The organism is Vibrio agarivorans (genome assembly GCF_030409635.1).
GTDB classification, from domain to species: domain Bacteria; phylum Pseudomonadota; class Gammaproteobacteria; order Enterobacterales; family Vibrionaceae; genus Vibrio; species Vibrio agarivorans.
This window is the reverse complement of the sequence record NZ_JAUFQF010000003.1, coordinates 71,873-89,745: the sequence shown is the minus strand read 5'-3', so window position 1 is coordinate 89,745 and position 17,873 is coordinate 71,873. Positions and strand designations below refer to the sequence as shown.

Below are 17,873 nucleotides of genomic sequence, written 5' to 3'. Positions count from 1 at the left end.
TAGCGTCAGTTAAACAAGGTTTGTAATCATGGGAACATTTAGTGAATTTTTTCAGTCGGAGTTTGGTCAGAGCATCACACTGTCGTGTATTGAGGGTTTGTTCGGTCTGCTTTCTACGTTAGTAGCCTGTGGCTTGGCGTGGGTTGTCTATTCAAGACACCTTAAAAAAGCGCAAGCGGAGTCAACGGCATTGGCAGCTCTTTTAGAGTTAAAGTCACGCTCCGAATTAGAGATGATTTACTGTCGGTATATTGATGCTGAGAATCCAAGCAGTGCCAAAATGAAAGTTAGAAAACTTGGCATTAAAGAAGGTGTACGTACTTCTAACGCTTTTAGCCCTCAACGCTTAGAGAGTAAGATTGCTAGTTATGAACGTAAAACAAACCGTTCACTACCTTCTCTGTATTCATAGATAACACCCTGTTTATAAAAGGGGGGATACACAATCTCCCTTTGTTTAAGGACGCTTGATTAAGGCAACGTGTTAAAAAAAGAAACGAAATTCCGTTGCAATAATCACCAGACTTTTATATTTTTATAGAGTCAGTTAAATAACAATTTATGAGGTGTAATATGCAAATGATAAGTCTAGACCTACAACGACAGTCGCTCTTTGAACTTGTGAAGGATGCTGCACGAACTTACCCTAGTTATGGGTTTTCGGTTGGGATCAAACGATTCGGGCTTAGTGGACGTTTTCAAAAAGCGCACCCCAATTCTGAGTTAAGAAATTTGATCAAAACTATTGGTGGTAAGAGTGTGCTTAAGTCTATGTATAACGAAGAGAAAAGCCGATTCATTTAACCGCCTACCTCAAAAGTGTATCTTTAATTATAAACTCATTACTTGATTTTTCTTGATGTGTTTTATATTTTACCAACCGTAAAGTTGATGGGGGGTTGATCATGCCTGATTATAAAGGGACTATAAATATTGCAGATAGCCTGTTAGCGGAACTAGGTAGCTCTAGCGTAAGATCTCAATTTGGCGCATATACAATTGTTATTGATGGCTATACGTTAGTTCAATCAAACGAAAGAGGGCTGTTTGTTCGATTGTGTAAAGCTAACTGGGACGCTCTAAACCCAAGCGATGCTACACAGTATAAGTATCGTAAGAAGAATCACATGGTACGCACCAAGTATTATTTATTTGAGAACTTCGAGTCTCGGAAGATCGCTTTCGTTGAAGCAGTTACACAAGCTTTTGACTATGCAAAGCGAAATGAAGGGATTAGGCGTTCTGTCATCACTGAATTGGTCGATGCGCCTAATCTAACTCAAACTCATGTCAATCGCTTGCGTAGTGTCGGGATCAATAATTACGATGATCTGAAACGAGTGGGCGCATTAGAAGTCGCTCAACGCCTTAAGCGAGCTTCGTTTAAAGTAACTAAGAAACTTGGTTACTGCTTACAGGGAGCAATTGAGCAATGTCATTGGACTATCATCTCTGCTGAGTCCAAGCCCCAGTTTGATGTGTTTACTATAAACACTGATTAAAAGAATCCAACCTGTGTTGTTTGTTTTGTGATTTATTGTCACTCCTGCATATACCGCTACCTATAAAGGCTAGCGGTTTTTTTTAGTGATGTAGCAATATTTTGTCAAACTAGTGGTAATACAGTTGAGTGCTATTTGTGGTTTTTTTGCAAAACCTGTAGATCTGTTGTTGCAATCGTGTGTATGTTTCGGTTCTGCTTTTATTGTGTTAGTTATAGTGTAATATGTAACTTCTAATCCGTAAGGGTTAAGTAATGTATCATGATACGTTATGAGGTTGTTTGAGGCATAAATAGTGGTTCAATTGTTATAGTGTAATGATGTGGATTACGATTTCTGGGGGAAATGATGTGGCTAACGATTGCAAAACATCCTCGTGGTGATTGGCTAAGTATAGAGCAGGTATCAAGCGGCAAGACTGAGCTAGTTTGTCCTTATTGCTCATCACCGCTTATTGCTAAGAAAGGCAAGGTGAAATCTCATCATTTCGCACATCAACTTGAGACTTGCAAAGAATCGACTAAAGCCGCAGAGGGTATTCTTCTACCATTTTTCGATACCTTTGACATTACTCGCTTTTTTAATGCTGATGAACGCAAGTACCTTGAGAGAAGACGCAAGTACACACACAAAAATATCTTTTGGTTTAGGGGTCGTGATACTGCGGTGACGAGTCTAGAGCGCTTAGGTGTACTCACAAGTGAGCGAGATAACAGTCCAGAGGTCGCAGATGTCCTTAGTCGATTAGCCGCAATAGACCCCAAATTAAATTTTGATGACTATCAATTGTCGCACGAACTCGCTGCCTTATGTGAGGCTTTTGAGCCAATGCTTGATTTAAAACGAGCATTCGAGGAAGAGTCACAAATAAGCTCGACAAAACTGGACGCTTTGTATCTCAAGCACAGCAGACTGAGATTGTCACCGAACACCTCCTTGCGCGAATTAAATGAAGCGCAATGTTACTGGATTGACTTGAGACATAAGTACATCAGCTTAACGTCACCTGAGTGGCTTGAGTTGTTTGAGCACAAGTTTCTATCCCTGAATGAGCAGTCGCTCTATCTGTTTGAGTTTGAGTCTAAGGGCAAGCCCCTGTTTTTAAAAGTGGGCATGACCAGTCGCACAGTGCATCAGAGGCTTACTGAGGTCACTGGTGCTTTGCAGTCTTTCTATCCAGACATAAAAGGTAAGGTCGTCAAGGTTCTACCTCATTTTGGACGGTTAGAGCGTTCCATTCACCGCATGTTTGAATCATCGAAAGTCGAACTGGGTACATTTCGAGAACTGTTTGATGTAGAGATAAAAACCAACTTTATTTCTAAACTAAATAAGTTGGATGGTGACGAACCGCATTTATTACCAGCGCTCAATGTAGACCATCCTAATCTAGTAGCGCCCAGTCAAAGCGCTGACCGCAAAGGTGGTCGGAAAGCCAAAACCAACGAAGAGCTGATAAAAGAGTATCCAGATATTATAACAGCCCTAAAGCAAGGACTTAGCATAAGAGCAACTTCTCAACGGACTAGAAGGGCAGTGAATACTATTCAGAGAGTCAAAAAGGCGCTGAATAGTGACAACTTATGTGAGGATTAGATGTCCATTAAATCGGTCATACGCACAGATTTGGTTAGCCTGTGTGACCACCAGCCACCGTTGTTTGCCTTAGAGCCGTTAGTGCCTCTATCTGATTATGTTGAGGCGAATAACCTACTATTTGCAAACGACACCAATCGGCTCGTTGAGAACGTCCCTCTCTCTGCAATCGTTGGGATGAATAAGTCACACGTAATCACTTGGGATGATGCATTGAGGGGAGGACTCACATCGATGAGTCGAGCGTTGGCTCAGATGTCGAAAAACCCTCAACACTACTTATCTGGTGAAGTTGATCATGGGTGTATATTGATAAAAATTGGTGTAGCCTATTTTATTGAATGTAATGGTAACGAGTGTATCCCCATAGTGAAGCGCTTTTTAGCGCATTTTCACCAGCAAGATAGTTCAGAAGTTTTTTTGCAAAACGTTCAAGTAATTGAGCACAAGGTTGATTCCGTGTTTTTAAGCCAAATGCATTCTATTTATGAGCTTTGCCAAGCAAGAACCGATCTATTTGTTGATGTCACGCATCGGCACGATGATGCTCTGCCGTGTGTGTCAGTGTATTCCAGCCGTTCAGGTAAACCCACGCGATTGTTCAAGCGCTCACAGCTACATGAGCTGATACACACGTTAGAGCACAACCCCAAGCACCTCCTGAAACCATTGTGGTTGAGTCGAGTCTTGGCAAGATTACAGACATTACAGCGTGTTTAGCATAGATTGTTAGTTGAGTTTATAAACAAAAGTGTTTACAATGAATTTTGGAATTAATCATCGTTTAAGCGGTGCAAATACACTAGCTCACAAGAGACATTAGCCTCATGAAATTACTTAAAGACATTGTTATAGATGGTAAACCTGTAACCGAATTAACATACGAGTGGCGCGACTCTCGAATTGTGGTTCACGGTTGGGGCGTCCAACAGTCGGGTACGCTGGAAGGTAAGCCTTTAAAGCAATACTTAGATAGCTTTACCACTATCGAAGAGGCATTGGCTCAATATCCTGATGCTGAGCCATCTCATCCCGAGCAGCAGCCGAATTTGTATTGATTGAGCTGAACTATGCGACTGACTGTTAAGCGAATCATTGCTACTGTAGCCGAGCGCACTGGCATCAATCCTGAGTACATTGACCTAATTAATACCAGCGATGGTTATGTGTGGGCAGGTAAATGTGGTTCAGTATTCACCGAGATGAGCACTTTTAACAAACTCTCTGATGTGTCGTTAGAGCGGTGGGTAGAAGATTTTGAATATCGGGTCAATCAGGAAATCAACAGATTAGAGTTTGATGATCTAAATAGCTACATTGAGTCTATCGATTGGTCAGTAGATTATGAGCCATAACCTCATCACCAACTTTTGCAAAAAAACCATATTCGCAGTGTGTTGCCCCAAGGGTTTGATTTTAAATAAGACGAGTTGTTTTCAATGATAGGTGAAGCAGCTTGAGTGCCAGCTCATAAGAGCTGGCTATCGGTTAGTAGATGATACTCCCCATACCAAGACTGTCAGTGCCAGCCATTCCCAGCTCAGCCAGCATAGCCTCTACCTCTTCCATCGTTAGACTACCATCGCCAATGGCGTTCGCTATTCCTTTAATGAGCGTCCCTTTAGGGTCGTATCGGTCATCTACTGAAATCGCAGTGACACCGCGAGTCGAGTACCCACGCCCCTGATACCCTTCGTAAAGCTCAGCGCTTATATCTTCAAGTTGTTGATTTACGACCTTCACAATTTTTTTTGCAATTTCTGTTTCCATGATTTAAATCCCTACATTTAACTGACACTATAAATATAGCTGTACATGTCGGTTTTGTCAAATTGGTTTTCGGGAAAAAAGTACGTTAAGTGATTGATATTGGTATATTGTTTAATATTAATAAGACGGTTGTTTTTCTAATGATTGAAGGTGGGGTTGGTTAAATAATTTAATATTCTGCCTTGCCAATCTCTGTTATGCGCACTATATTTATAGTGTCAGTTAAACAAACGGAGTGCATCATCATGCAGACATTCATTGAACAGTGGTTAGAGAAAGACGAGTCAAATTCGATTGACTCTTTGATTGAAGCGTCATCTTTGTACGTTGGGATCGCAAAGCTATACTTTGCGGCTAGTTTTGAAAACATTGTGAGAGCGCCAATCCAATCAAAGGTTTTCCCTCAAAACAAGCTAGCGGCTGTTCAAAGCCGTGTATTTGCGATGTTTGGTAAACGTAACTGCTATTTGCTCGATGATAAGCAAAACGAACTCAATAGCTTGTCAGAGCTTTTTTCAGGCTATGGTCTGCCTAAATCGATCATGAAACAAAAGATTTGCCGTGCTCTCTCGCTTGATGATTACACGAAAGTTTCACAATTTCATTTCTTCCTAAGTGCATATTTGTACAAGACTCAGAGCCACGCCTGTTTTGACTTGCGTAACGAAGTCGGTAACACAATGAATTTACTGTTATTCAGAGACACGTTACAAAACGGCTTTGAGTCACAACAGTTTACCGACCTAACTACCGACCTATTTAATCAACAACCTGATGAGTTTTTCTTAAATGGCTATCCCCTCGATCTCTTTGTGCATGACCGAGTAGGGCTAGCCCAAAATGAACGTCCTTCTTTTTGGGTCACATTCAAAGACCGACTATCTACCCATTTACTCAGCAAAGAAGATGAAACGTTAGCCCATTCCGAAACCGAGCTTAAGCACATCGTAGCCATTGCTTAGCCTTAGCCCAAAGGGGGGAGACCCCCTTACTCACTTTTTTTGAAAAACTCGACAGGTGAAATAATGAATACTCAAACAATGGTTAATCTATTAAAAGAGCAGCAGCAAGATTTTCAATGGTATCCAACGTCACAGCGCATGATTGACGTTGTGCATCAGGATTTATGCTCACTGCTGTCAGTGCGCAGTGATGAGCAGCTTGCTTGCTCAGTGCTGGATGTCGGTGCGGGGAACGGCAGCTTTTTGCATGGTTTAGGCAAGGGTAAGAAATACGCTATTGAGAAAGCAAAACCACTCCTTGCAGAGTTAAAGAAGGATGTATTTGTGGTGGGTACAGACTTTCATAGTCAGACGCTCATTGATAAGCGCGTTGATGTGGTTGTGTCTAATCCACCGTATTGTGAGTTCATTGCGTGGGCTGAAAAAATCATTTTAGAAGCGAATAGCCCATTACTTTACTTGATCATACCTAAGCGCTGGGAAGACTCAGAGGCGATTGCTCACGCGATTAAGAAACGCCATGCTAAAGTCACCATTTTACAAGAGACAGACTTTCTGGATGCAGAGAGACAAGCACGCGCTCAAGTCCATATTTTACGAATCGAGCTTGGTTCGTGGCGTTGGCATCGCAGTACCAATAGCCCAAGAGTTGACCCATTCAAATTGTGGTTTGACGAGCATTTCCCTTTAAACGTGAACAAAAATAAAGTGTCTGACTGGGCGCAAAAAGAGTCAGAACAGCGATCATTAGAAAGAGAGTTTGCTGACTCAAAAGAGTTGATTTTAGACCGTGGACTGGCTCACGTACTCAACGAGTGGTACCAGCGCGACCTCGACAAGTTGATGAAGAACTATAGCGCTCTAAATGATATAAATCCTGATATTTTACAGGAGCTAGACGTTAATCTTGATGCGTTGTGCGAAGCGCTCAGAATGAAAATATCGAACCTGAAAGACAAATATTGGCGCAAGCTGATTGATGGTTTAGACATCATCACAGACAAGCTTTGCAGTAGTACCCGACAGCGTTTACTCGATACTCTTTTTGAACGTACCAACGTAGATTTTACCATTGATAATTCAACAGCCGTTGTGTTGTGGGTACTTAAGAACGCGAACGCTTATTATGATGATCAACTGATCGCAATGGTTGAGAATATGACGGAGTTGGCGAATATTAACAGTTATGTTTCAAATCAAAAGACGTTTGGTGAAGAAAACTGGCGTTATTGCTCACGCTGGGATTTCAATCGCAAGCTTGAGAGCCACAAATATGCTTTGAAATTGGAGTATCGGATCGTGGTGGAACGTACGGGGGGGATTGGTAACGAGAAACACGGTTTAACTGGTCGCTCGACAGACTTTTTAAATGATTTGTTGATTATTGCGCATAACCTAAATTATGACACCACCAGCACAGACCGCGCAGAACAAAGAGAGTGGCAAAGCAACAAGCCTCAAGTGTTTACTTACTTTAATCACACGCTGGGCAAAAGAATAGAGCTGATGAAGGTACGCGCATTTATGAATGGCAACCTACACATCCATTTCAACCAAGATTTTTTGTGTCAGCTTAATGTGGAATTCGGACGCCTTAAGGGGTGGCTAAAGTCTGCAAACGAGGCAACGGCAGAACTCGACATACCCACCGAAACCGCACAGCGCTTCTTTAGTTCAAACTTACAGTTAAAAGGCAGTCATCTTTCACTGCTAGCAGCCGCATAATTTGAGATCTTCTATTGGGTAACTGACATTGCCAGAGGCAAAGCAAAAGAGCATCGAATTGATGCTCTTTTTTTCGTTAATACATGATCATATCGTAGCCGTGAAAATCGAAGTTCGCTTTCTTCAAAGCTATCGATAGCTCTTCAATGACATCTATCGGGATTCCATTTTCTTCAATCTCTTTTTCAATGGCTTGCTTAGCCAGTGGGATCGGGTTTTCTCGTTCAAGGCACACTTTATTAATGATGATGCCAGTCTGTTTAGTGTCTTGATTTTTGCGCCCCATCCAAGTGTCGTAGAGCCTTGCTGTATCGCTGCCGTGGTGCAGATTGATTAAGTGGGTCAGAGTCGTTGCTGTCTGTCTATTCATGAGTTACGCATCCTTGTCGTGTACTGATACCAGTAAATCATTTGTTTTATATTATCTCAACAGTAAATGGGCGATAAATAGAGCGCTTTTGCAAAAAAAGTGCAGGTTCATTTTATTTAATAAGACGCTCTTTATTGAAAGGATTGGTTTTGGGGGGCGAAAGAAAATTGGCGAATCGACTTGCAAATCTCGCTATGTGCGCTATATTTATGGTGTCAGTTAAACAAGCCCAGAGGGAATTTAGTTATGAGTTCACGTAACCAGCGCCGCAGTCTTCACACCTTTGTCGTGTCCGAGTCGATTGACCAAGAAAAAGGGGTCAAAAAGCAAAACGTTATTGAGATAGAGATTCACTACAATCTTGGCGGTTATAACAACTGGAATGGTAATGATGAAGCTCGCGGTTTTTACCTTTCAGTGAAACCCGAGATGATTGAAACTCGTGAAGGTAGCCCGTATCAATCACGCTCTTACACTGGGTTCAGTGGTATTAAGACTTGCATTAAAGAGCTTAAGCGCTTTTCTACTAAACAGCTTGAAAATATCACCATTGAGAGAGAGACCCTTTCACGACTGCTAGAGCATGTTTGCAACCGCAATGGGCTTGACGTTGCCAAATTGAGCCTTGATGAAGTTGACCCGTCAGTGTTTGCCTAAATATTACCGTAGCTGTCCACCGAAACGGTGGGCAGTGAATAACCATTTTAAGAGTAACAACCCATGCAAAAACGTCTAACATCGCTCATCTTCACTGAATTAGAGCTGGAAGCGGTTGAGTGTCCATGCAATCAATATCGTCAAATTAGTGAGTTTGTGGGTCAGTATAAAGATGATCTCGTTGTTGTGCTGGATACGGAGCTGTCTAACCAAGTGAACCTATCTAGAGACTCGTTAGATTTTGAGGGTATCAAATGGTTCGACCAAGAAACCGCACTTATCACTCAAGCGTGTGAGGCATTATCTGCGAGGCTTGGACGTAACAGCATAGCGCTTAAGCCGCATAATCTCGCTTTAGTTGACGCTTACGAAATGGCGGCAAGCGGTACTTGTTCCATTGGTAGCTTTGAGCTGAATTTTGCATTAGTGGCTGATGAGCAAATTTCTGAAATTTAAGGAAATCGAAACATGGCAACTATCAACGCTAATAATAGCGCCCATGAGTCAGTAACCATTAATTTAACCAACACTAGATCAATCGACTTCTGTTTCAATGGGTGGCACTACGATAACGACTATGACGGTCTCACGCTCTCTTATTATCTTGGTGAAATACAGCATAGTAAGAGCATTCGTTTCGATGGGCGCAATGAAATCAGTATCAACGTACAAGGTTAATAGATATGAAATTTAATGAGACTTACAAAACGGCTTGCGTCAGCACACAGCACATGCAACTTAATGACGTTAGAGAGCTTAAAGTAATGTGTGATGAGCAAATGGCTATGGTTGCAGAGCGTGAAACAGGTTTTTTTCTAAAACTGTTTGAAGACGTATCAGAGAATCACTATCCAAAACTATCAACCGAGTTGAGCGCACTAATCAAAGAAGCGGCTGAACAAGGCTTTCGCTGCATTGAGTTCGACTGTGATGCTGAATCTGTGGATGGTGCAAAGGAGTTCGATTGGTAATTTTAGGGGGGGAAATAGAAAATGCCACTACACCCACTTTTCAAACGTAAGAGCAAGGTAGCTGCTGAAAAAGAGCGGCTAGAGGTTGAAAAGTTGTCATTGGAAGTTGAGCGCTTGGAGCGTGTCGTGAAGTACATGAAGCTTGATCAACTGTTTCTGTTAGTGAAGCTATTTTTGACCACTATGCTCGGCTTGACGGCTCTATTGAATCTTGTAGACTTAATGAAACCACTCGTTAATTTACTAGAGTGACAGGCTTAGGGGATCGTATGATGATAGACAAATTTGTGAACTACGTTGATAGTCACATTGTGCAAATCGGGTATGTGGGCGTTATTGTTGTAGCGGCACTCACGATTATTGCTAACGTGTTTCTATAGCACAGATTACCCATTCAGATATTTTAAAAGCAGCCTAGTGCTGCTTTTTTGATCGCAATATCTAACGTTCAATTCTCATTCGTCCGATACCCTATTTTTGAATAAGACGAACAGCGCAACGAGTCAGCATTTCTCAATCCACCAGCCTAGTTCCTACTGTTCAACACCACCTCGCTCTAACCACACCATGAGTTCCGTCTTTTCCACTGTTTATTGAAATAATTGGTTTTGGGGGCGGTCATTAACTGTCAGTAAAACTGGTAATTTTCGCATAATTGATCTGTATTTATAGGGTCAGTTAAACAATGAAGCGAGAATTGAAAATGAATACAGCACTGTCATTAAATGTTACTACCGATGAGTTATACACTTCCAGTATTGATATTGAGGAAGAGTTTCGCATCTCAGCACGTACAGCTATCGCTAGACGCTCACCAGCCGCGCCTCTTAAGCAAATCATTAAAGACTACCCCCACCTTATAAAAGGTGCAGCTATTAACTACGCAAAGGGGCGCACGTCATTAGATTCAGAAGCGATTGCAGAGATAGCAGGTATGTGCAACGACTATGACTTTACGCACTGCCCAGAGATCAGCGTATTGAATGCTCACTATCGCTTTGTGTATTGCGGGTATTGCGTCAACGTGCTTATTCCAGAGGCTCGCCAAGTAGTATGGAAGACACTTGCGAAACTTTGTCATGACACTGAGGGAGTCGTATTCGTTGCAGCACGTAGTGACAGCGACAGAGGCATCAAAGGCACTCCTTTTGCTGACGGAGTAAAAACGTCTATCGGCACTTTCCAGATCGGCTACCGCAAAGGGCAACTAGCTCAAGAAGCACAGCAGCACTTTGAGCATGTTACTGAAATTTCAGGCAAGGGCGCATATCGAATCGTTGCTTGCAGCCACGCCCCGATCAACTTGAAGTAATTGACTATGTGAGGGGTTAAAGCCTCTCACTTTTTTTAAAAAAGCTAACGGTGATGATAATCGAAGCGACCCAAGCACAAAATGATGAGGTGTTACAGAGCGCTAACACACTCGATGAATACAGCGTAACGTTTCAAAACGGTCAGACGCGCACAATCACAGCGAGTTGTTTACGTCATTGTATTTTCGGTAATGACAAAGTGAGTAAAACGGTTGTTAGTTATAAGCCTAAAGGGGTTTAACAATGAGACAGAGCACCATAGAGCGAGTTTTAGACAAGATCGAAAAATGCAGAGATGAGATGTCACTCGGTTATAAGCGTTATGTATTCTTGCCAAATCGCGTACAGCGAGCAATGAAACAAGCATATTACTTACAAACGGGGCGCACTAATAACTTTATTCCTATCGTTGATTTTCTCGCCTCGCTTAGTTTATCGGAGTATAAAACATGGTTAAAAGCCCAATAGAATCACGTAACCAATCGCAGCAGGTGAGACGATTGACGCAAGAAGAGATCGCTCGTTTTGAAGTAGCCGAAGCTCAAGAGGACAAAATCAAGCACAGCTACGGCAAATACAGTGAATTCGATTCGATCAAAGAAGGTCAATGGATCATGAAAGTAGGGCTGTTTGCAGATTTACCCACCTACTAGTTTGCCTAACGCCTTATAGAGAGCCTTGCATCAGGGCTTTTTTGTGTCAGTTTTTCGAGTGACTAGGTTTCTTATTTTGAATAAGACGACTTTTGGTTAAGTGATGGGCTTAAGGAACGGTTAGAAACCGATGAGTCAACATTGAAATAAAATCGCATTGCGCTATATTTATAGGGTTAGTTAAATGTAGGGTTAATTCACGGAGATAACCATGCTTACCGTTTGCACGAGTAGTTTACAAGGTATAGCCCTCGATTGGGCTGTTGCCAAAGCGTTAGAGCTTCCAATAGTTTTAGACCCAATGGGATTTAATAAAGATGCCCCCGATTGTGCTCAGTCTGGTTTTTGGGTGTGGGAGGATGATTACAAACTCGGGCGCAGAATGTTGATAGGAATAGATTTTAGCCCCTCATCGCACTGGTATCAAGGCGGTGAGATTTTTGAGCAGTTTCAAATAGGTGTAGTTCCATCTCAAGGTGAGTGGTCAGCTCATTTGAACAATGGCGAGTGTCGTCAACGAGGGGCAACAGTTCTCATTGCTGCTATGCGTTCATTTGTGATGAGTAGTTTAGGGGAGCGGTTAGAGATCCCAAAAGAACTGGTATCAAAACAATTGCACACTAATAGCCAACAGGAGCAGGACAATGCTTAATTCAATGACCCAGCGAGCTAAACCGTTCGATATTCCAGCCATCAACAACCATCTTGAAGCTTTAGCGGTTCACTTGGGCTTGGACAGTTATTCGATAAGCTCTAACGGTGTTTACAACGACCATTACACCACTCACGTACGACTATTTAGATGCCCTGATAATGTGCTTTATGCGGTGGCTCACAGCTGTGTGGGTCTTAATACTACTGTCAAGGTTTGGTACAACAGTAATCATTGGTACATTCTCAAGCTCGATGCCCATACGGGAACGAAAGTGTTTAGCGACAAAGTTGTAACTGATAAGCTCGCGACTTTGCTGGGGGATGATAAACAGATTACCAATTTACAGCAATCCGATGAGACTTTTGAAGTAAAGAGCGAATCGGGCGTGATTGAGGTCTGGAAATATAGAAGCCACCACCCCGAGGATTTAACGAGTTATTACCTTCAAGGTTTACTTGATACAAAGCTAACGACATACCACCCCAAAAATAGCCTGAATGTTGTCCTCAGTTGGGATCACAATTTTCAGTTTACTCATGCTCACTACAGTGATGGGGAGGAGGTGGAGCTATCCGACTCATTACGAGCCAACTTTCAATTGGACATTGATACGTACGTTCGTACGAACAATTAGCCGCCCCTTACGAACAACAATCAACTTTTAGAAAAAAACTTTCCTTAGCCCTGCAACTATTTTGCAGGGCTTTTTCATGTTTCACAGTGGTTTACTGGCACTGATTCGTTTATTCAATAAGACGATTTTAATGATAATGATTGGTTTTGTGGGGCTGGTGGGTTTTGGAAAAAAACCTCTGAATTCACTTGAACAAATCCCTATTTGTTCTATACTTATAGTGTCAGTTAAATAACTCAACCCAAAGGGGAATCACCATGAATACACGCAATTTCGACAAAGCAATCACTCGCGGTCAAGCGGTTTATAGTAACCTTTATAACTACGGTCTTGGGTATGTCCTATCAGTTGATGAAAACTGTAATCAGGACGACACGCGCAATCTTGGTCGTGTCGGTGCGACAGGGGGCGGTGAGGTTGAGATTGTGTTTAAAAGCGGCACACACACAACTTACCCAGAGTGTTTATTGCGTTCGGGTCTGCAATGGTGGATTGTAGAGGATGAAGCAAAGGCAGATGAAAAGACCCTTGATCAACTTGTCGAAAATGCGAGCCTGATTAAACGCCAAAAGGAAGAAGCGAAAGCGCGTGAAGCACAGGCGTTTGATGATGCCGTGGCACAGGTTGAAGCAGATAGCCAGTATAGCCACCTAAAGCGTCAGGCAGATTTTACAGGTAGCAATCACGCAGAAGTGGCAAAAAACATTCGAGCAGCTTTGAAACACGCTGGCATCAAAAATGTGCGAGTTAAAAGCGAGTGGGGTGTTTGTCGTCTTTACTGGACAGATGGCGCGACCGAGGACGCTGTAAAAGCGATTGTAGGTCGTTTCAAAGGTGGTCGATTCAATGGTATGGAAGACATTTACGAAAGCGAAGAAACACCATTCACAAGCGTTTTCGGTAGTGTTGATTACCTATTTTATGAACGTGACTTCTCGGATACTGTCGTAACCCAGTGTTTAGAGCAAGCGGCTAAACGCTTCGGGCAAGAGCCAATCACTCTTGAGCAATATCACCAAGGCGCATTAATAACCGCTGATTACGATCAGGATTTCTATCGTACTTTGAAAGCTTTTGATGGTCTCGCGAAGAAAGCAGCGCCAGCGAATGCAGAGCAGCCAAAAGCGCTAGAGTGCAATGATGGTTTTGAATACAGCATCGAAGAGCACACAAGAACACATGAGCCGCTGCATGTTGTTAAGTTGACACACAAAGTAGAACGAGAGCAATTTGTTTCGTTCCGTGCCTTAGCTAAGGAGTTCAAAGGCTATTACAGCCGTTTTGTGTCGGGCTTTATCTTCCAGACAGAAGAAGAAGCAAAACAGTTTATGGCTCTATAGCGTCTACACAGTGAGCCAACACAGATTGGCTCACTTCTTTTTAGGGGTTTATTTATGACACTGGTTTATTTTGATGGTTATAGCCGCATTCGTTTACATCGTCCGAATAGTACATACGCGCAGTTAGCCAACATAGCCGCAGGTTTTCCACCAAGTTACATTTGGCACATCGAATAGAAAAAGTAAGCATCCACATCTTTGGGTGCTTTTCTTTATCAGTTTTTCTCGAAAACCTTGGGGTGATTTTTTGTTTTAAATAAGACGCCTTTGAGTGAAGTAATGGGTTTGGGAACGGTCAAAAACTCACAAAATCACCTTGATGTTTTGGGTGTTTGGTCTATATTTATAGTGTCAGTTAAACAATGTAACCCATAGGGGACTCACTATGAATACAGCTCTCAATGCTCTTAAAAACCTTCCTATTTCAACTATCAAACAGGTGCGTGAAATTGCGCTATTAGACTGCGCGACTGGTAAGCGCCAAAGTCCTTTTGAAGCTAACTCGCCTGAATCTTCATTTTATGAAGAAGTACAAACCGAAGCGTTGGAAATCGCATCACCAGAAAAACTTTCTTTAGGGATGTTCCTTTCATCCGTAATGCTCGAATCCAAAGCGACTCACGGTGCGGTGGTTCATCGCCCTGTCCGTGACACCCAAAACACTTCACTTATCTAAGGGGCAATCATGGTCGAGTACGTGTGCGACTCTTGCCAAAATCAAATCTGTATTGACCGCTGCTCGCGTAGAGCGGTGGTCATACCGTCTAAGTACATAGGACGACCACAGAGCGAGCAAGAGCCTGATTTATTGACTGGTAACGAGCAGAGCATCCTCAAGGTCGGTGAGAGTGTGTATCAACCCCCTCAACACGGTTGGACGCATGATTTGATAGAGCGTTATGTCAATGCATACGACAAGCGTCATTTGAACGGGGATGCGTGGGATGTGTACTTAGGATCGCATTGGTGCGGTTCTAGTGAAATTTAAAGAGGTATTGGGATGCTAGTATCAAAAGCTCATAAATCGGCTGTTGCGTATGTTGTTTATATCATAGGTCAAATCATGCAGTGGGGTAGTTGGCTCGCCATTGGTGAGATCCTGTTTGCGCTAATTATACGGGACACGGTAGGGAACTCGCCCTATGTCCTGATGTGTACAATGGTAGTTATCTACGCGACCCAGTATTTAGATAATTCACATTTTCAAGATCAAGACCTTTTCGAGTTGCTCAACTGGCTAAAGGATAAGTTTGTAGCTGCTATCAAACGCCTAGTGATCACGTTTTGGGTGGTTGAAGTGTCAGGGTTGATAGATGTGTTTTATGAGGTTGTAGGGATTGCGGTATAAAGGCACTTTTACAAAAAAACCACATCCAATCATTTATAGAAGGGTAGGGAAATGGACGGACTAACTATTTGGATAAGGTCGATTGCAGAAAAAACAAATGATGATGCCTTGCTGTTTGTGATGTTTATGAATAGTGAAGCGCATAAAGTTGCTTTGTACCGTCTATTACTCTCGCATGTTGGGGAGCTTATGGCGCAGCATGTCACAGAGCGCAGAGTGAGAGCCTATTGTCACTTGATTAAGCGAGCGGTTACACAAGGTAACGACCACTTAGCGGTGAAGTATGCCAGTGAGTTGAATTCGGTTTTAAGTGGCTACGCAGAATCATTGCTAAATCTGTCTAAGCGTGGTTTGAACGACCAAGCTCAAAGGACGCACTAAGGCACAGGTAGTTAAGATTGTAACTAAGCACTTTAGTAGATGCTCAATTCACCCCGATTAACCGCTAATCAATAGCGGTTTTTTTGTGGCAGGTGAAAATCCCCTTCGTTGTTTGAATAAGACACTTTTTTGGAAATGAGTGGTTTAGGGGGCTGGTGGCTTTTAGAAAAAAAACCAAATAGCCTTGATTATTTTGGGTGTTGGTCTATATTTATAGTGTCAGTTAAATAAATCAACCCAAAAGGATTAGCTTCATGGATTCATACAAACCTTTACCGCGCATCATGCAATTTCAATTCGGCAATATGTTTTGCAAGTTTGACCCTACAGCTCAGTATGCAGATTGGTCTCTAGAGCAACTGCAGGCGTCATTCGGTATCCTAGTTACTTTCATCAACAACGCGACTCAGAGCTTACAAGAGCAGCTAGAGCATGGCTACAGCTTCCCTACTAGTGAGCTAGGTGGTCGTACTGAAAACGGTGTGTATTTCAGTCAGTATGACGATGATGAGCCACTACACGCCATGTTGCAAATATACAAGCTACCAAGTGAGGTTGTAGAGTCAGGTGATGTCTCCGATACCTCCAAGGCTACAGATATGCTTGAATTTTTCCCTTACGCTATCGCTTGCTTTACCGATGCAGATGGCAACCAATCCACCCGAAGATTTGACTAAACCACCGCCAACCTTTGCCCCAGTCCTTGAACTGGGGTTTTTTTTATCCGAATAAGACGGATTATTAAAAGTAATGGGTACGGGTCGGTTTTCAGGAAAAAGTTTCTAATTAATAACTTGCTTTAACTCGTTTGAGGGTCTATATTTATAGTGTCAGTTAAATAAGCCAAACCAAAGGACACGTATCATGAATACACCAGTTTTGACTCGTAACACTACATGCGTTGATTGGAATGCAATTAGCTCTCCATCAGCTCAACTGTCTAATCTTTGTTTAGATAACCGCATCAACCAAGATATTTTCTTTGATGTTGAAATGGTCGATCTAAACGAAATCATTGAAGCGCCTTATCTTGATGTGGCAGGTCGCCAAGCGATTATTGATACTACCTCTAACCGTGTTATCGCTGTTCACGGTAATCAATACACGCTCGTTAAAAATGCTTATGCTTACGACATGGTGAATAAAGCTATCACGGAGCTAGGCGTTAAAGGTGTTATTAATGTTGACGATATGTACATTAAGGATGAGTGTGTAAACAAAGGCGGTAAATCTATCCGTCAATACATCTTTCCGAATCACTTTTTAAACTTCGGTGATGAGCGTATTATGATGCGTATTATCGTAATCAACTCTTACGATGGCTCTGCTAACTTTTCGCTTCAAGTTGGTGGTTTTAGAATGGTTTGCCTGAATGGTATGGTGACAGGGCAGAAATTCATGAATCTTACAAAGCGTCATTCTGGTTTAATCAATTTGGGTGATGTTGAGAAACAAGTGGTTACAGCTAGTAAAACATTTGCTCTTATGGGTGATTACTGGGAAAAGCTTGTTAATACACAAATGACCCAAGCCCAAAGCGATACATTATGGACTCACTTCGCAACAGACAAGGCGACTAATAAACTAAGCCTACAGAAATTTGCAATGATGAATGAGCTATATGAAAACCATGTTAAAACACTAGGCCGAAACCATTGGGCGGCATATAACTCATTAACAGCATGGTCAACCCATTACGAGATTCAAGAGCGCAACATTGCAAACAAGGCTGATGTGATCTTAAAACGTGAGCAAGAGGTTGGAAAGATTTTAGCTAACCCTAAGATTTGGACTCCTGCATAATTTGAGTTTTTCTGAAAAAGTCAGCTTCGAGCTGGCTTTTTTTATGTCTGGATTTTACAGTTTTTTCTATTTTCAATAAGACGAGTTTTTTTCAATAAGCGGTTGTGGGGTTGGGTTTTGCAAAAAAAGATGATTCAAGCCCTTGCAATATTCTGTGTGTGCGCTATATTTATAGTGTCAGTTAAACATAGCA

General features: G+C 42.2%; 29 protein-coding genes. 27 read left to right on the top strand and 2 right to left on the bottom strand.

Annotation, left to right across the window (positions count from 1 at the left end):
* The first annotated feature begins 28 nt into the window (after nt 1-28).
* From QWZ05_RS08135 to QWZ05_RS08110, 6 genes are all read left to right on the top strand, one after another.
* Complete coding sequence (locus tag QWZ05_RS08135) at nt 29-412, top strand: hypothetical protein (RefSeq protein ID WP_290297834.1); 384 nt, start codon at nt 29-31, stop codon at nt 410-412.
* A gap of 493 nt (nt 413-905) precedes the next feature.
* The gene (locus QWZ05_RS08130; protein WP_290297832.1) at nt 906-1,502 is read left to right on the top strand and encodes a TfoX/Sxy family DNA transformation protein; all 597 of its coding nucleotides are present in this window, start codon (nt 906-908) and stop codon (nt 1,500-1,502) included.
* A 348-nt stretch (nt 1,503-1,850) separates the two neighbouring features.
* The gene (locus QWZ05_RS08125; RefSeq protein ID WP_290297830.1) at nt 1,851-3,098 is read left to right on the top strand and encodes a competence protein CoiA family protein; all 1,248 of its coding nucleotides are present in this window, start codon (nt 1,851-1,853) and stop codon (nt 3,096-3,098) included.
* Nucleotides 3,099-3,818 carry a hypothetical protein gene (locus QWZ05_RS08120; RefSeq protein ID WP_290297828.1) on the top strand — a complete coding sequence of 240 codons (720 nt, stop codon included), beginning with the start codon at nt 3,099-3,101 and terminating at the stop codon, nt 3,816-3,818.
* A 107-nt stretch (nt 3,819-3,925) separates the two neighbouring features.
* Nucleotides 3,926-4,156, top strand: coding sequence for a hypothetical protein (locus QWZ05_RS08115; protein ID WP_290297827.1), 231 nt, complete (start codon nt 3,926-3,928; stop codon nt 4,154-4,156).
* A 12-nt stretch (nt 4,157-4,168) separates the two neighbouring features.
* Nucleotides 4,169-4,453, top strand: a complete 285-nt coding sequence (locus tag QWZ05_RS08110; RefSeq protein WP_290297825.1) for a hypothetical protein — start codon at nt 4,169-4,171, stop codon at nt 4,451-4,453.
* 133 nt (nt 4,454-4,586) lie between these two features.
* On the opposite strand, the gene QWZ05_RS08105 is transcribed toward QWZ05_RS08110, so the two are convergent.
* Nucleotides 4,587-4,868, bottom strand: a complete 282-nt coding sequence (locus QWZ05_RS08105) for a hypothetical protein (protein ID WP_290297824.1) — start codon at nt 4,866-4,868, stop codon at nt 4,587-4,589.
* Between the two features lie 245 nt (nt 4,869-5,113).
* Between QWZ05_RS08105 and QWZ05_RS08100 the strand changes: the two genes are divergently transcribed.
* Nucleotides 5,114-5,830, top strand: a complete 717-nt coding sequence (locus QWZ05_RS08100) for a hypothetical protein (RefSeq protein WP_290297821.1) — start codon at nt 5,114-5,116, stop codon at nt 5,828-5,830.
* Between the two features lie 63 nt (nt 5,831-5,893).
* Nucleotides 5,894-7,555, top strand: a complete 1,662-nt coding sequence (locus tag QWZ05_RS08095) for a class I SAM-dependent methyltransferase (RefSeq protein WP_290297820.1) — start codon at nt 5,894-5,896, stop codon at nt 7,553-7,555.
* 76 nt (nt 7,556-7,631) lie between these two features.
* Here the strand turns inward: QWZ05_RS08095 and QWZ05_RS08090 are convergent, their stop codons facing one another.
* Nucleotides 7,632-7,925 (bottom strand): hypothetical protein, encoded by a 294-nt coding sequence (locus tag QWZ05_RS08090; protein WP_290297818.1) that lies wholly within the window; start codon nt 7,923-7,925, stop codon nt 7,632-7,634.
* A gap of 246 nt (nt 7,926-8,171) precedes the next feature.
* Between QWZ05_RS08090 and QWZ05_RS08085 the strand changes: the two genes are divergently transcribed.
* From QWZ05_RS08085 to QWZ05_RS07995, 19 genes are all read left to right on the top strand, one after another.
* Nucleotides 8,172-8,582, top strand: a complete 411-nt coding sequence (locus QWZ05_RS08085) for a hypothetical protein (protein ID WP_290297816.1) — start codon at nt 8,172-8,174, stop codon at nt 8,580-8,582.
* 63 nt (nt 8,583-8,645) lie between these two features.
* Nucleotides 8,646-9,038, top strand: coding sequence for a hypothetical protein (locus QWZ05_RS08080; RefSeq protein ID WP_290297815.1), 393 nt, complete (start codon nt 8,646-8,648; stop codon nt 9,036-9,038).
* A gap of 12 nt (nt 9,039-9,050) precedes the next feature.
* Nucleotides 9,051-9,260 carry a hypothetical protein gene (locus tag QWZ05_RS08075; protein ID WP_290297813.1) on the top strand — a complete coding sequence of 70 codons (210 nt, stop codon included), beginning with the start codon at nt 9,051-9,053 and terminating at the stop codon, nt 9,258-9,260.
* A 5-nt stretch (nt 9,261-9,265) separates the two neighbouring features.
* Nucleotides 9,266-9,553: a DUF5983 family protein gene (locus QWZ05_RS08070; RefSeq protein ID WP_290297811.1), complete on the top strand. Its 288-nt coding sequence runs from the start codon at nt 9,266-9,268 to the stop codon at nt 9,551-9,553.
* Between the two features lie 21 nt (nt 9,554-9,574).
* Nucleotides 9,575-9,805, top strand: coding sequence for a hypothetical protein (locus QWZ05_RS08065; protein ID WP_290297809.1), 231 nt, complete (start codon nt 9,575-9,577; stop codon nt 9,803-9,805).
* Between the two features lie 451 nt (nt 9,806-10,256).
* Nucleotides 10,257-10,865 carry a class I SAM-dependent methyltransferase gene (locus tag QWZ05_RS08060; RefSeq protein WP_290297807.1) on the top strand — a complete coding sequence of 203 codons (609 nt, stop codon included), beginning with the start codon at nt 10,257-10,259 and terminating at the stop codon, nt 10,863-10,865.
* Between the two features lie 50 nt (nt 10,866-10,915).
* Nucleotides 10,916-11,107 (top strand): hypothetical protein, encoded by a 192-nt coding sequence (locus tag QWZ05_RS08055; protein ID WP_290297805.1) that lies wholly within the window; start codon nt 10,916-10,918, stop codon nt 11,105-11,107.
* Between the two features lie 2 nt (nt 11,108-11,109).
* Complete coding sequence (locus tag QWZ05_RS08050) at nt 11,110-11,334, top strand: hypothetical protein (RefSeq protein ID WP_290297803.1); 225 nt, start codon at nt 11,110-11,112, stop codon at nt 11,332-11,334.
* Complete coding sequence (locus QWZ05_RS08045; protein ID WP_290297801.1) at nt 11,316-11,519, top strand: hypothetical protein; 204 nt, start codon at nt 11,316-11,318, stop codon at nt 11,517-11,519. Before QWZ05_RS08050 ends, QWZ05_RS08045 begins: the two co-directional genes overlap by 19 nt.
* Nucleotides 11,520-11,730: 211 nt before the next feature.
* Complete coding sequence (locus QWZ05_RS08040) at nt 11,731-12,171, top strand: phage protein NinX family protein (protein WP_290297799.1); 441 nt, start codon at nt 11,731-11,733, stop codon at nt 12,169-12,171.
* Nucleotides 12,164-12,808, top strand: a complete 645-nt coding sequence (locus QWZ05_RS08035; protein ID WP_290297797.1) for a hypothetical protein — start codon at nt 12,164-12,166, stop codon at nt 12,806-12,808. Before QWZ05_RS08040 ends, QWZ05_RS08035 begins: the two co-directional genes overlap by 8 nt.
* A gap of 257 nt (nt 12,809-13,065) precedes the next feature.
* On the top strand, nt 13,066-14,148 hold the full coding sequence (locus QWZ05_RS08030) for an LPD29 domain-containing protein (RefSeq protein ID WP_290297795.1): 1,083 nt from the start codon (nt 13,066-13,068) through the stop codon (nt 14,146-14,148).
* A 54-nt stretch (nt 14,149-14,202) separates the two neighbouring features.
* A complete protein-coding gene (locus QWZ05_RS08025) occupies nt 14,203-14,325 on the top strand; it encodes a hypothetical protein (RefSeq protein ID WP_290297794.1) in 123 nt (40 codons plus the stop codon).
* 208 nt (nt 14,326-14,533) lie between these two features.
* Nucleotides 14,534-14,824, top strand: a complete 291-nt coding sequence (locus QWZ05_RS08020) for a hypothetical protein (RefSeq protein WP_290297792.1) — start codon at nt 14,534-14,536, stop codon at nt 14,822-14,824.
* Between the two features lie 9 nt (nt 14,825-14,833).
* Nucleotides 14,834-15,136, top strand: a complete 303-nt coding sequence (locus QWZ05_RS08015; protein WP_290297791.1) for a hypothetical protein — start codon at nt 14,834-14,836, stop codon at nt 15,134-15,136.
* A gap of 12 nt (nt 15,137-15,148) precedes the next feature.
* A complete protein-coding gene (locus QWZ05_RS08010; RefSeq protein WP_290297789.1) occupies nt 15,149-15,496 on the top strand; it encodes a hypothetical protein in 348 nt (115 codons plus the stop codon).
* Between the two features lie 51 nt (nt 15,497-15,547).
* A complete protein-coding gene (locus QWZ05_RS08005) occupies nt 15,548-15,877 on the top strand; it encodes a hypothetical protein (RefSeq protein WP_290297787.1) in 330 nt (109 codons plus the stop codon).
* A 254-nt stretch (nt 15,878-16,131) separates the two neighbouring features.
* The gene (locus QWZ05_RS08000) at nt 16,132-16,554 is read left to right on the top strand and encodes a hypothetical protein (RefSeq protein WP_290297786.1); all 423 of its coding nucleotides are present in this window, start codon (nt 16,132-16,134) and stop codon (nt 16,552-16,554) included.
* A gap of 187 nt (nt 16,555-16,741) precedes the next feature.
* Nucleotides 16,742-17,680, top strand: coding sequence for a DUF932 domain-containing protein (locus tag QWZ05_RS07995; protein WP_290297783.1), 939 nt, complete (start codon nt 16,742-16,744; stop codon nt 17,678-17,680).
* Nucleotides 17,681-17,873 lie beyond the last annotated feature (193 nt).